This window comes from uncultured Methanobrevibacter sp. (assembly GCF_946184425.1).
Lineage (GTDB): Archaea > Methanobacteriota > Methanobacteria > Methanobacteriales > Methanobacteriaceae > Methanocatella.
Genome location: NZ_CAMHFP010000054.1, coordinates 1 through 14,053 on the forward strand (window position 1 = coordinate 1; position 14,053 = coordinate 14,053).

Here is a 14,053-nt window from a genome sequence, read left to right on the forward strand (position 1 = left end):
TATTAATATAATATTTATAATTATTATAAATAAATATATTAAATATATAGATTATTATGACCATTCACCTGAAGATTATTCCAACAGGAAGTATGTATTGAAAAATAATAAAATAATTGGAAGTACAACTAAGCGAAAAATCACAAATGTGAAAAATGGCATAAAATTGGAACATTACATATCTTAATATCACCATTAACCTACCCATGACACATTGCCTAAAGTAGTGAACTACAAACTGTTCATATAAAACATATATCACAAACTCAAAAGTATGCGTATGGACAAAAAAGGCAAATATTTTATTCTTTCAATATTACTGATTGCAAATTTAATTTACCAAGGCATTTATAATTTTAGTTTATGGAACATCACATCTCCTTAGTAATCATCATTCTGTTTTACCATATTGCAGATATCCTCAAATAAAGTTTCTAAAATCCTAACATATGTCATGATGGTTGTTTATCTCTGGGACTTACATTGGAATAAAAAAAACAATGCCTAACTTTTTAGTAAACATATTAGATTACTTTAAATTAGCATCAGAGATTAATCCTGATGAATTTGAATATTATATAACATTACCAAAATATCAGGCATTAGGAAACTACGATGAAGCTTTATATTACATGAATAAAATTAAAACATAAATGTATACTTTTCAGTTTAATGAAAATTATTTGGAAGTGAAATTTGCATAAAAAAGAAAATTAAACAATCCAAAAATACTTTAAATAGTCAAAATTAAATTAAAAACTATTTATCAATCTACATAGAAATAATAATTCTGCAATAGCCAAATGATTAACTATAACTTAAAAAAAGAAAAATAAAACAAGGAAATCTATACGATTCCTTGTGCGTTCATAGCGTCAACAACTTTCTTGAATCCTGCAATGTTTGCTCCTGCCACATAGTTTTTGTCCATGTCGTATTCAGCAGCAGCTTCGGAAACATTTGCAAAGATGTTTTCCATAATACCTTGGAGTTTAGCATCAACTTCTTCAAAGGTCCAGGATAATCTTTGAGAGTTTTGAGACATTTCTAATGCGGAAGTAGCTACTCCACCAGCGTTGGAAGCTTTACCAGGTGCGAATAATACATCGTTTTCCTGCAAGTATTCGGTTGCTTCAATTGTGGTTGGCATGTTTGCTCCTTCAGCAACAGCTAAAACACCGTTTTCAACTAAGGTTTTAGCATCTTCTAATTGCAATTCGTTTTGGGTAGCGCATGGAAGAGCAATGTCACATTTGATGGTCCATACACCTTTTCCTTCGTGATATTCTGCACTTTCCCTAGCTTCTGCGTAAGCGGTTAATCTTTCACGTCTTACTTCTTTTACCTCTTTAAGTAACTCTACATCGATTCCTTCTGGGTCGTAAATCCAACCGGTTGAATCGGAACAGGTTACAGGTTTACCACCTAATTGTTGAGCTTTTTCGATTGCGTAAATAGCTACGTTACCTGCACCGGATACAGCAATAGTTTTACCTGCAATATCTATATCGTTTGCTTTTAACATAGCGTTTGTGAAGTATAATAATCCATATCCAGTAGCTTCAGTTCTTGCTAAAGATCCACCGAAGGTTAATCCTTTACCAGTTAATACTCCCTCATATAATCCTCTGATTCTTTTGTATTGACCGAATAAGAATCCGATTTCTCGGCCACCTACACCAATATCTCCAGCAGGCACATCAGTGTCAGCACCAATGTATTTGCATAGCTCTGTCATGAAACTTTGACAGAAAGCCATGATTTCTCTGTCTGATTTTCCTTTAGGATCAAAGTCAGATCCACCTTTACCTCCGCCGATTGGAAGGCCAGTTAAGGAGTTTTTGAAAATTTGTTCGAAACCTAAGAATTTAATAATACCTACGTTTACAGATGGGTGGAAACGTAATCCGCCTTTGTAAGGTCCAATTGCGGAATTGAATTGTACACGGTAACCGGTGTTAACTTGTACTTGACCGTTGTCATCTACCCATGGAACACGGAATTTGAATTGTCTTTCTGGATTAGTTAACCTTTCAAGAAGAGCATTTTTTCTGTATTCTTCTTCGTTTTCTTCAATTACAACCCTTAAAGATTCTAAAACTTCACGAACAGCTTGGTGAAATTCAGGTTCTGAAGGGTTCTGTTCTATAATTGTTTCAATTACATCATCTACGTATGACAAAAATATTCCTCCGAATAAATTTAGATTATATTTCACATATTATTAAATAAATTTTCAAATCAAATTTTAGGCATGACGCCATATTTAACAATATAATATATTATTTGAACCTTCTAATATTTAAATATTTTTCAATTTTTAATTAAATATTAGAATATTATTCAAAAAAAATTAAGAATATCTTAAACAAATTATAATTATATTCAATTTTTTTATTTAAATACATATCTGAATTGTGATATTAATCCAAAATGTATAAAGAAAATAATCAATTTTTGGACAAAGTCGGAAAATACCTTCCAACAAAAAATTCCGAACATAACAAAATCAGAATGTACAACATTTCCCAGATTTTAATGCCAAATCTAAAACAAAAGCCTATATAACAATGAAATAGATAAACAAACTAATATAGAAATAAAAAAACAATATTATTATATATACTACAATTAACAAATAAATTTACAAAGTAATATGAAAATTTTATTTTTATGCACAAAAACATAAAATGTGAAAAAATGAAAGTGACAAAAATTTCCAAATCCCAATACGAAAGGCTTAAAAAAACATATCTCCACAAAAACAGATGTATGTATTCTCTATATCGAGATATAAACAAGGAAATACCAATCGATAAACAGATATTTTTCAGAATAATCAATAAAATACGTGAAGAAGAAGGTTATGCACCATTTTACTATCCAAATAAAGAAAATAAGAAAAAAAGAGATATTAATAAGTCTAAAACTTATCAATATTCAACATAATATCTCATAATAGCAGCAATCCCACCGAAAGCTCTGAAAAGTTGCATTCCTTCTTCAGTTTCAGTGGAAATGAACTCAACATCAGTGTTCATTTCTTCAGCCTTTTCAATGAAATCATCCGCAAGATCCATGGAAGACTCTTCTTTTAAAACTTCACCACAGTTAGGACATTTAGGCTTGAGCCCGTCAGCTTCAGACTGGGTTTTAACAGTAATCTCTTTTTTAGTGCCGCAGCTCGGACAGGTAAATACCTTACGCATACTGGTAAGGTCTTCAGACAACAGCAATGTATCGACAGCACCCATGATGAGATTGTTTCGGACCTGTTTTTCACCATAGGAACATAATCCTCTGGTTTTAGTCAATTCCTTGATGAACCTTTGTACAAGCTTTTTCTCATGCATTACATCAAGGTTTTCCAAATCATCAGCAGATTTTGCGATTACCTCACGAATTCCCTCTTCACCAGTGTATGAAGTGTCGACAATGGTTATGACCTTTTCCTTAAGCTCATAATGCATGTATTCGCCATCGTAGAAATCCTTTTTGGTGAATCCCGGTCCACCAATTATGATTCCTTTTAGGTCATCCTTCAATGGAAGGAATGCCTCGTTCATATGGTCCCCTATACGTTTAAGGAACTGGTGAGCCAAATCCTCAATTACACGGTCAAACCTTCTTTGTGACTGACCTCCAGCTTTGTGCTTACCAGGAACTCCACTGGTCAAATGGCCAAGGATTGTTTCCTTTTTACCTTTTAGGGTAGCGTATGTAGCTTCATTTCTGTCAATTACAGCCACTCCGTAAACGTCACGCTCTTCAATCATGTATTCCAAAGGTTCTACGAAAAACTCGTTGTTACATTTGTACCAGTATGTAGTAACCGGTTCCGGAGGTTCCATGATGTATTTTTCCATCTTTTCAGTTCCGGGACCTCCTTTTGGAATCATTCCCACAAACAGCACAAGACCGTTTTCAGGAGGCTGCCTGTATAATTTGATACTTTCCAAAATAACTGCGATTGCTGACTGTACGTTTTTTCTTGTCTGTTTACTCTTGATGTTAGCACTCTGACCCATTTCATCTCTCATGTGCTTACCAACATCACTCAATTGTTTGGTTGGTGGAATGTAAACGGAAACAAGCTCAGTACCTCTACCTCTTTTATTTGATAATTCCTTTAAGGTTTTTTTAAATTCATATAATTCTTTTGATGATACTTCTGCCATGATATCCCTAATAAAAATTAAATTAATATAATAGTAATAATTATATAAAAACAGATATAAATAAGTAATGAAAAAATCAGTTTAATTTGGCATTTCCATATTTTTCAAACAATTTAATATTTTCATCATCGATTGTTGCAACCTCAAGCAGATCCATGCCCGTCATCTCCGCCACTTCACGGGCAAGGTGAACGTATGTGTCGGGATAGTCGTTGTATCCGAAAAGATGCCATATTACATTGCCCTCAAAAACCATTTCCAGATACCAGTCATATCCTTCCAGATCATCGGGATCCCTGAAATCGGATTTCATATGATACTCCTTCTGTGTCCACATGTAAACGTGATACTTTTCCAAAAGATTTAAAATCCGCTCCTCATCTGATGAAGTGAGCTCCTTTTCTATATATCCGTTGATTGATCGGTCATTAAAATTGACAATCAGTCTCGGATTTGGAAGCTCATAAGGGTAGCATCTGTAGTGGCCAAACTCAAGGGATTTGATATCAAGTTTTAAACCGTCAAGGTATACTCCATCCTTTTTCAAATCATAAAAGAGAGGAGTTGCAAGCTGTTTTTGATAATTCAGATGTAAAACATCAAAACCGAAAAAGCTTTTCAGAAGCTCTCCAAACTTAATCCAGTTTTGCGGAAAATTATTTTTAAAGGAATATTCGGCATACCCGTCAGTGGAATATATTATGACAATGCACGAATAGATTACCTCAAGCTTCTCAAAATAGGAAAACTGCTCTGAAACATAATTATCAAACAGATTCAGATTGTTGAACGCCCCTAAAAAATCACCGGCGCGTTTATCATCAAATTTTCTTATCTCACTTGTCATATTACGTCTCAAATCAACCAGAATATCAATCCATGAATCGTCACACAGACTGTTTTCAGATAGAAATTTGTCTCCACTTCCACGTTCTGAAATCTTATAGTAAGCCATGTTGGATGTAAAATCAATTGTAAAACATTCATAGTGGCGATTTAGACGCTTGAAATTGAATCTTTGGGTAATCTCTATTTTTTCAATCATGTATATCGACCGGTTAATAATAATCTCTCATCGAAGTTTAATATAATTAACCTAAAAACAAAAGTATATAAACAATCATTAGATAATTAATAAAATAAGTGATATTATGATTAGACGATGTCCACAATGTGGTTCAGCAGGCGACGATATTTACGGATTTTGTATAAAATGCGGATATGAATTTCCCAAAATAGAACATGACAAGGATACCTGCCCATTATGCGGATTTAAAAATCCCGAAGAGGCTGACTTCTGCGTAAAATGCGGAAGTCCATTACTGTTCAAGCAGGGATTTGAACAGCAGGGAAATGTCATAAAGCCAATTGTAGTTCAAAAAGAACTTTCACCAAGCCCCATACCTACAACAGGCCAGACAAGCAGACTGGTGATATTCATAGGATACTTTTTTGCAATACTTGGAAGCATAATCGGACTTCTCATATCAATATACCTTATAACAAGAAATGATCCCGTGGCCAAAAAACACGGATACATTCAGCTTGCAATTATTCTGGTGTATCTTGTAATACTTGCAGTACTCTTTGCAACAGGCATGATACCTCCGGAAGTACTGACAGACTACAGAAGTTTACTTATGGGAAACTTTACCCCTTTTAACAGGTAGATACATCACGATTGCGCCTTCGCCACTTTCATAATATCCCGGAACCACTCTGTCCTTTATAAAATTAAAGCGTTCATAAAACTCAACCGCACCAAGATTTGACTCTCGGACTTCCAGATATATCGCATCTATCTTAAGCATTGAGAGAATTGAAATTGCCCGAACAAGCAACTCTGTTCCTGCACCCTGACGGCGATAGTTCTTGTCAACAGCTATGGATATTATGTGCCCCTGATTTTCATACTTAATCCAGAACATAACATATCCGATTACATAGCCTTCCTTTTCAGCTACCAAAAAACCTATTCCCATTTCATATAACTGCTGAAACATGTTTATTCCATATGATTGGTCGAATGACATATTTTCAATTTCAAAAACCCTTTTTAAATCCTTTGGAACAAACTTTCTAACTTTCATACTAAAAAATATTATACCGAACAAAATATTTAATAGTTTTGATTAAGTATAATTAATTAGAAGGGGTAAAATAATGTGGCAAGATTTTGGAGAATACATATTGAATGAATCCGGCGAGAAAAAAGTCAGGATTGTCGAAGTTGCAGTGGGAAAATTCGACAGAATTTCACAGATGCTAGAAGAAAAGGACAACATAACCCTAATCAAAACGGACATCCTGCCGGATAATGACAGTGTCATAAAGGACGACATCACAAATCCCAATATGGAACTGTACAGGGATGCAGACATAATATATTCAATAAGACCACCAAGCGAACTTCAGCCACATCTGGTTGAGCTTAAAAGAAAAACCAATGCCATGCTTATCATCAAGCCCCTAACCGGTGAAGAACTGAACACACCAAGAGTTAATATGCAGTTGAAAAACTACAAAAAGGCAAGCTTTTACGTTTTAAGGTGATGGAATGAGTGACATACTGACCGAATACAAAACATCCCCTGATGGATTGAACCATGAAGAAGTGACAATAAGGCAGAAAACCTACGGACTGAACGAACTTGAAGAAAAAAAACCAACTCCAACATATATACTGTTTTTATCCCAATTTGTTGACGTTTTGATTGGCCTTCTTTTGGTTGCCGCAGTTGCAGCATATGCAATAGGAGACGTTATTGATGCTGCAGTAATCGTGCTTGCAGTCCTTTTGAACGTCATCTTAGGGTTTATTCAGGAATACCGTTCTCAGAAAGCTGTTGAAAGTCTCAAAAACATGATGGTAAAAAAAGCCGTCGTAAAAAGACAGGGAAAAATTGAAGAAATAGAATCCAAATTTCTCACCGTCGGAGATATTGTGCAGCTTGAAGAGGGAAGCAAGGTGCCTGCAGATCTTGTTTTAATTGAATCCAAAAACCTCAACTGTGATGAATCATATCTGACCGGAGAATCCGAAAGCATACAAAAACAAATCGGTGACAGAGTCTTTATGGATTCAAGCATAATTTCCGGAAATGCAACAGGAGTTGTCGAAAAAATTGGAATGCAAACTGAAATCGGTCATATTGCTGAAATCGTCCAAGAAGAAAGCGACGACACCCCATTGAAAGAAAAAGTGGGAAGGCTTGGAAAGACACTTTCCGCAATAGCCATCGTAGTGTGTATAGCTATATTCATTTTGGAGCTCTCACAGGGCATAGAACTGGTTCAGACATTTATGACAGCAGTGTCCCTTGCTGTTGCAGCAATTCCTGAAGGGCTTCCAGCAGTCCTTACACTTACACTTGCATTAGGCATGCAGCAGATGGCAAAATCCAATGCGATTGTCAAAAAGCTTCTCTCAGTGGAGACACTTGGTTCATGTACAATCATCTGCAGTGACAAGACAGGAACATTGACTGAAAACAGAATGACCGTTGTCGACACTTTTTATGCAAACAAGGATAAAACATTACTTATAGGTAAATTATGTAACAATGCAGTCATAAACGGAGAAGAAATCATCGGAGACCAGACAGACGGTGCAATAATGAAGCACTGCAAAGATTTTGAAACATCACTTGAGAGAATCGATGAAATTCCTCTTGACAGCAATCGTAAAATGATGACCACCATACATAGACTGGATAGTGAAAACAATATAGTCTTAACAAAAGGTGCGCCAGAAATCATTCTAGGCAAATGCAAATATATCGATAATGATGGAAGTGTCGAAATACTTGATGATGAAATCAAGGAAAACATGTTGAAAAGTATTGGGGACATGAGCAGTGCCGCATTGAGAGTGATAGGATTTGCATACAAAACTGATGACGGGAAAAATCCTGAAGAAAACCTTACATTTACCGGACTGATGGGACTGATAGACCCACCAAGAGACAGCTCCAAAAAAGCCGTTGAAGACTGTATTAAAGCAGGAATAAAAGTAATAATGATTACCGGAGATCATGAAAAGACAGCATGTGCAATTGCAAAAGACTTAGGGATACTGACAACCGGAAAAACAATAACTGGAGTCGAACTTGAGGAAATGAGCGACGAGGAATATCTCAAAGTCGTCAATGACATTCAAGTATACGCAAGAGTGAAACCCACCCAGAAGATGAGGATTGTGGAAACCCTCAAGAAACTGGACAATGTTGTTGCAATGACCGGTGACGGCGTAAACGATGCACCTGCACTTAAAAAGGCATCAATAGGAGTTGCAATGGGTAACGGAACAGACGTTGCAAAAGAATCAGCCGATATGATTCTTCAGGACAACAATTTCAAGACCATAGTAAAGGCAGTCGAGGAAGGAAGAAAAATATATGACAACATCAAAAGGTTCGTCAAGTTCCAGGTATCCACAAATGTAGGGGCGATTCTCACAATTGTCGGAACATCACTACTTTCACTTCCAATGCCGTTCAACCCTGTGCAGCTGCTTTGGCTGAACATTGTGATGGACGGTCCTCCTGCGCAGACACTTGGAATGGAAGGTGCTGAAAAGGACATTATGCAAAGGCCTCCTGAAACAGGAGACATTCTGACCAAAAACACACTACTCAAGATATTCATTACAGGTCTTGTAATGGCAATAGGTACCATATGCGTGTATGCCTATGAGCTAAGCATACATACGACACCATCAAAAGCCATGACCGTGGCATTTACACTGTTTGTGATATATCAGCTGTTCAATGCACTTAACGGCAAAGCCAACTCAAAGCAGTCATCCAAATTCCTATATGTTGGAATATTAATTTCATTCCTGCTTCAGGTGCTGATAATATACATCCCACAGCTTCAGATAATATTCAGAACAACATCAATTGATATAATTGATTGGGCAGTTATTGTAATTGTGGCCTTTACAATCATCGTGTCAGATAAAGTAATGAACAGAGTGATAAAATGAAGATATTTCTGCTTGGCGGAACAAAGGATTCCATAAACATCATAGAGCACATCAAAAAGAACTACGATGCACATATCCTCACAACAACCACTACAGAGTATGGTGCAAAACTGGCAAAAGAAGGGGGAAGCGATGAAACAATTGCAAGACCCCTTCCAAAGGAGGACATAATAGAAATCCTAAACAAAGATGACTTTGACCTCCTCATTGATGCAACACACCCTTTCGCATCACACATCACACAAACAAGCATCACCGTGTCAAAACAGATGAAAATGCCATATATCCGATTTGAAAGACCTGCCACCAACTTTGAGGAAATTGACGAATCACACATCATCTATGTGGAATCATTTGACGAAGCTGGAAAACTGATAGAAAGTGAATTTAAAAAAGGCAATGTCCTGCACTTTGCAGGGGCAAACACCATGGCAGACATTGTGAAATACGTATCCCCAGAAAGGTTTTATCCAAGAATTCTTAAGGTTGAAAGCTCCATAGAAAAATGCAAAAAACTGAATATCCCAGAAGATCACATAATTGCGATGAATGGAGCTGCAAGCTGTGAAGAAAACATGGACCTGATTGAAAAGACAGATGCATGCGTCATGATTACCAAGGAAAGCGGTGAAATCGGTGGCGTGATTGATAAAATAGAAGCTGCAAACAGAAAAAACATTGCAGTCATAATGATTCAAAGACCAAAAATAGATGAATTGGATAAAAAAGATGTAGTGACCAATTTAGAAGAATTGGACAACAAATTAAAAAACTTTTTTTAAAAATAGATATAAAAATAAAACGCCGAGACTGGGATTTGAACCCAGGCGAGGGAAACCTCACAGGATTTCAAGTCCTGCGCCTTACCAGACTAGACTATCTCGGCATATGAAAAGGAATATTTAGAAGGATTCTAAATATTTATCCTTTAAGTTCAATTTCAATACTTACATTATCAGGAACATTAACTTTCATTACTTGTCTCATAGCACGTTCATCAGCTCCAATACCGATTAAACGTTTGTGAATTCTGAGTTCCCATTTTTCCCAAGAAGCTTTACCTTCTCCATCTGGAGATTTTCTTGTTGGGACAACTAATTTTTTAGTTGGTAATGGAATAGGACCAGATAAGTCAACACCAGTTCTTTCAGCAATTTTTTTAAGTTGATCGCATACGTATGCTAATTTTTCTGGGTCAGTTCCTGTAAGCTTAATTCTTGCTTGATTCATTTATTCTCCTCCAAAAAACAAAAAATAAAGAAAGTAAATAAATACTTTCTAATTATTGTTTACAAACTTATTTTGCTGGGGTAACTTTAAGACATAATCCAGCAGCAACGGTTTGACCCATATCTCTGATAGCGAATCTTCCCATAGGAGGTATTTTTTGAGCTTCTTCCATAACCATTGGTTTAGTAGGTTTAATTTGGACAATAGCTGCATCACCAGTTTTGAGGAAGTCAGGGCTACCTTCTTGAGGTTGACCAGTTGCAGGATCAAGTTTGGAAGTTAATTCTAAGAAAGTACATGCAGTTTGAGAAGTGTGACAGTGGAATACAGGAGTGTATCCAACGGTAATAACACCAGGGTGTTGTAATACAACAACTTGTGCAGTAAATTCTTTAGCTACAGTAGGAGCGTCACTAGTGTGTCCAGCTACGTCTCCTCTTCTGATATCATTTTTACCGACACCTCTTACGTTGAATCCGATGTTGTCACCAGGTTCAGCAGTTTCGAATACTTCGTGGTGCATTTCGATGGATTTAACTTCTCCGGAAGCTCCAGCAGGTTCGAAGATAACGTTTTCACCTTTTTTCATGATACCAGTTTCAACTCTTCCTACAGGTACGGTTCCTACACCAGTAATGGAGTAAACGTCTTGAATAGGAATTCTTAAAGGTAAGTCTAAAGGTTTTTCAGGTGGAGTTAATTTGTCTAACTCTTCCATGAGAGTTCCGCCTTTGTACCAGGTCATGTTGTCACTTTTTTCTTTAATGTTGTCTCCTTCAAATGCAGAGAGTGGAATGAAAGGTACGTCAGCAGGGTTTCTACCAATAGATTTGAGTAATACACCAACTTCTTCTTTAACTTCATTGAATTTGTCTTCACTGTAATTTTCCATATCCATTTTGTTTACAGCGATAATTAATTGTTTAATACCTAAAGTCATGGATAAGAACATGTGTTCTTTGGTTTGAGGCATTACACCGTCGTTAGCAGCTACTACTAATACAGCTGCGTCAGCTTGGGATGCACCAGTAATCATGTTTTTAACGAAGTCTCTGTGTCCAGGACAGTCTACTACAGTGTAGTCGTATTTGTTGGTGGAGAATTTTTGGTGAGCTAAGTCAATGGTTACTCCTCTTTCTCTTTCTTCTCCTAATTTGTCCATAACAAATCTGAATTTGTTTTCTCCGTCATCTAATTGTTGTTCAGCGATTGCACCAGCTTTTAATAATAAGTGTCCAACTAAAGTGGATTTTCCGTGGTCAACGTGTCCAATAAATGCTAAGTTAATATGTTCTTTTTCTTTTGCCATTATATAACCTCTTTAATAATATTAACAAACAATATCTATAAGCTTAAATGATAGCTTAAATTTATTATATATTTTTCACCATATAAATAGGTAATGTTTTTTCATTAATTTTAATAAAAAATTATAAAAAAATTAAAAATATAATTTTTAAATTTTAATCCTATAAATCACCTAAGTAGTGGCTTGCAGGGAATGGTTCTGCAGATAAGCCTTTTCTTTGTCTGATTTCTCTTACGATTTGATTTTGCATCTCACGTGGGAGAGGTTCGAATCCTGCAATTTCAGTAGACCATAAACATCTACCTTCAGCAGCGGATCTGATGTCTCCAGCGAAACCGAACATTTCAGCTACAGGCACTTTGGATTCAATTCTAGCCATGTCACCGGTTTCTTGACCCATGTTGACAATTTGACCTCTTCTGTTTTGAATCTCACGAGTACATGCACCCATATAATCGTTAGGAGTATCAATAACTACTTTTTGCATAGGTTCGAGTAAAGCAGGTTCTGCTAACATCATAGAACCTAAGATTGCGTTTCTGATAGCAGGCAATACTTGTGCAGGTCCTCTGTGAACTGCATCTTCGTGAAGTTTTGCATCGTGAAGTTTGAATTTTAATCCCATAGAAATTTCATTTCCTAAAGGACCGTTTTCTAAAGCGGATTCAAATCCTTCAAGTAACAATTCTTTAACTTCGTCCAAGTATTGAATACCACGAGTCATGTTAAGGAAGATACTTCTGTTGTGTACAGCCCATACTCTTCTAGCTTCTTCTTTATCTAATCCAGCTTCCATGAAGTCGTTAGCTGCTTCTTTACCTTTGACTCTACCTTCTTTAATATCTCCGTCCGCAATAGCATCAAAGAGACTTGGTTCAATAGGTTCAACAGTGATATAGAATCTGTTGTGTTTGTTTGGAGATTTACCTTCAACTTGTGGAGATAATTTCCTTACGGTTTCTCTGTATACAACAATAGGTTCGGATGTAGTGATGTCTACACCTTTATCTTTGATTCTGTAACCGATAACTTCCAAGTGAAGCTCACCCATACCGGAAACTAAGTGTTCACCAGTTTCTTCGTTAATATCAATTTTAACAGTAGGGTCTTCTTTACCAGTTTGTCTTAATACTTCAATCAATTTTGGTAAGTCTTTAGTATTTTTAGCTTCAACTGCTACAGTAACTACAGGTTCTGATATGTGTTCTAAACCTTCAAACTCTTTAATTTTGTCTTCAGGTGAACAGAGAGTTTCCCCTGCAATAGCACCTTTTGCCCCAGCAACATATACAATGTTACCTGCAGGTACTTTATCAGTGTTAACTCTTTCAGGACCGAAGTATACACCTACTTGTTGAACTCTGGATTTACCGTGAGAACCTACGAGATATACTTCTGTACCTTTTTCAATTGATCCACCGTAAACCCTACCGGTAGCGATTTCACCAGCGTGTTTATCTACAGATACGTTGGTAACCATTACAGCTAAAGGTCCTTCAGGAGCGGTTTCAATCATACATTTTCCAGCAGGAGATTCAATGTCTCCGTCCCAGATGTTAGGTACTCTGTATACTTGAGCTTCTTTAGGGGAAGGCAAGTGTTCAACTACCATACCAAGTAATACATCGGATAATGGTACTTTTTGAGCTAATTCTTTTTCATTATCAGCATTACAATAATCAATAATGTCTTTAAAGTTAATTCCAGTTTCTTGCATAGTAGGTACGTTAATAGCCCAGTTGTGGTATGCTGAACCGAAAGCTACACTACCATCAGTGAAATCTAATTTCCATTCTTCTTTTTTGTCTTCAGGAGCCATGTTTTTGATTAATTTGTTAGCTTCCATGAAGATTTTCAAGAATCTGTTTTGTAACTCTTCAGGTTTTAATTTTAACTCGTTGATTAATCTGTCAACTTTGTTAATGAATAAAACTGGTTTAACGTTTTCTTTAAGTGCTTGTCTGAATACAGTTTCAGTTTGAGGCATGATACCTTCAACAGCACAAACTACAACTACAGCACCGTCTACAGCTCTCATAGCACGAGTTACGTCCCCACCGAAGTCAACGTGACCAGGAGTATCAATTAAATTGATTAAGTATTCACTGTCTTTGTAATCGTGTACCATAGATACGTTAGCTGCATCAATAGTAATACCACGTGCTTGTTCTTGTTCATCGAAATCTAAGAATCTTTGATCCCCTGCAAGTTCTTCGGAAATCATTCCTGCACCTGCAAGTAAGTTATCAGATAAGGTAGTTTTACCGTGATCGATGTGAGCACAAATACCAATATTTCTGATTTGTTCAGGTTCATACATCAATTCTTTGATTTTTGCAATCATTTTGT

General features: G+C 36.3%; 14 protein-coding genes and 1 tRNA gene. 7 read left to right on the forward strand and 8 right to left on the reverse strand.

The window, feature by feature from the left end; genetic code table 11:
* A partial coding sequence (locus Q0P94_RS09535; protein WP_295116019.1) for a hypothetical protein occupies positions 1–187 on the forward strand: 187 nt, incomplete at its 5' end.
* A 313-nt stretch (positions 188–500) separates the two neighbouring features.
* Positions 501–653 carry a hypothetical protein gene (locus Q0P94_RS09540; protein ID WP_295116021.1) on the forward strand — a complete coding sequence of 51 codons (153 nt, stop codon included), beginning with the start codon at positions 501–503 and terminating at the stop codon, positions 651–653.
* Positions 654–847: 194 nt separating this feature from the next.
* On the opposite strand, the gene gdhA is transcribed toward Q0P94_RS09540, so the two are convergent.
* On the reverse strand, positions 848–2,182 hold the full coding sequence (gdhA, locus tag Q0P94_RS09545; protein ID WP_295116023.1) for an NADP-specific glutamate dehydrogenase: 1,335 nt from the start codon (positions 2,180–2,182) through the stop codon (positions 848–850).
* A 518-nt stretch (positions 2,183–2,700) separates the two neighbouring features.
* Here gdhA and Q0P94_RS09550 point away from each other — a divergent pair.
* Positions 2,701–2,949, forward strand: a complete 249-nt coding sequence (locus Q0P94_RS09550; protein WP_295116025.1) for a hypothetical protein — start codon at positions 2,701–2,703, stop codon at positions 2,947–2,949.
* Here Q0P94_RS09550 and prf1 read toward each other — a convergent pair.
* Both prf1 and Q0P94_RS09560 read right to left on the reverse strand, forming a co-directional pair.
* Positions 2,934–4,178 (reverse strand): peptide chain release factor aRF-1, encoded by a 1,245-nt coding sequence (gene prf1, locus Q0P94_RS09555; protein ID WP_295116027.1) that lies wholly within the window; start codon positions 4,176–4,178, stop codon positions 2,934–2,936. The two genes, Q0P94_RS09550 and prf1, sit on opposite strands and share 16 nt — an antisense overlap.
* Positions 4,179–4,254: 76 nt before the next feature.
* The gene (locus Q0P94_RS09560) at positions 4,255–5,223 is read right to left on the reverse strand and encodes a hypothetical protein (RefSeq protein WP_295116029.1); all 969 of its coding nucleotides are present in this window, start codon (positions 5,221–5,223) and stop codon (positions 4,255–4,257) included.
* Between the two features lie 106 nt (positions 5,224–5,329).
* Between Q0P94_RS09560 and Q0P94_RS09565 the strand changes: the two genes are divergently transcribed.
* Positions 5,330–5,848, forward strand: coding sequence for a zinc ribbon domain-containing protein (locus Q0P94_RS09565; protein ID WP_295116031.1), 519 nt, complete (start codon positions 5,330–5,332; stop codon positions 5,846–5,848).
* Here Q0P94_RS09565 and rimI read toward each other — a convergent pair.
* Complete coding sequence (gene rimI / locus Q0P94_RS09570) at positions 5,813–6,268, reverse strand: ribosomal protein S18-alanine N-acetyltransferase (protein ID WP_295116033.1); 456 nt, start codon at positions 6,266–6,268, stop codon at positions 5,813–5,815. The genes Q0P94_RS09565 and rimI overlap by 36 nt on opposite strands.
* A gap of 73 nt (positions 6,269–6,341) precedes the next feature.
* Here rimI and Q0P94_RS09575 point away from each other — a divergent pair, with 73 nt between their 5' ends.
* Genes Q0P94_RS09575 through cobK form a run of 3 tightly spaced genes read left to right on the forward strand, consistent with a single transcriptional unit; the run spans position 6,342 to position 9,947 of the window.
* Complete coding sequence (locus Q0P94_RS09575) at positions 6,342–6,731, forward strand: UPF0146 family protein (RefSeq protein WP_295116035.1); 390 nt, start codon at positions 6,342–6,344, stop codon at positions 6,729–6,731.
* Between the two features lie 4 nt (positions 6,732–6,735).
* Positions 6,736–9,165, forward strand: a complete 2,430-nt coding sequence (locus Q0P94_RS09580) for a calcium-translocating P-type ATPase, PMCA-type (RefSeq protein ID WP_295116036.1) — start codon at positions 6,736–6,738, stop codon at positions 9,163–9,165.
* A complete protein-coding gene (gene cobK, locus Q0P94_RS09585; protein ID WP_295116038.1) occupies positions 9,162–9,947 on the forward strand; it encodes a precorrin-6A reductase in 786 nt (261 codons plus the stop codon). Before Q0P94_RS09580 ends, cobK begins: the two co-directional genes overlap by 4 nt.
* Positions 9,948–9,967: 20 nt before the next feature.
* Here cobK and Q0P94_RS09590 read toward each other — a convergent pair.
* The 4 genes from Q0P94_RS09590 to Q0P94_RS09605 all read right to left on the reverse strand — a co-directional run.
* Positions 9,968–10,051 (reverse strand) — tRNA-Ser (locus Q0P94_RS09590).
* A gap of 35 nt (positions 10,052–10,086) precedes the next feature.
* Entirely contained in the window at positions 10,087–10,395 is a 309-nt protein-coding gene (rpsJ, locus tag Q0P94_RS09595; protein WP_042691424.1) for a 30S ribosomal protein S10, read from the reverse strand.
* 67 nt (positions 10,396–10,462) lie between these two features.
* The gene (gene tuf / locus Q0P94_RS09600) at positions 10,463–11,704 is read right to left on the reverse strand and encodes a translation elongation factor EF-1 subunit alpha (RefSeq protein WP_295116041.1); all 1,242 of its coding nucleotides are present in this window, start codon (positions 11,702–11,704) and stop codon (positions 10,463–10,465) included.
* 160 nt (positions 11,705–11,864) lie between these two features.
* Positions 11,865–14,053 (reverse strand): elongation factor EF-2 (locus Q0P94_RS09605; RefSeq protein WP_295116043.1); only part of this gene is annotated, 2,189 nt, incomplete at its 5' end.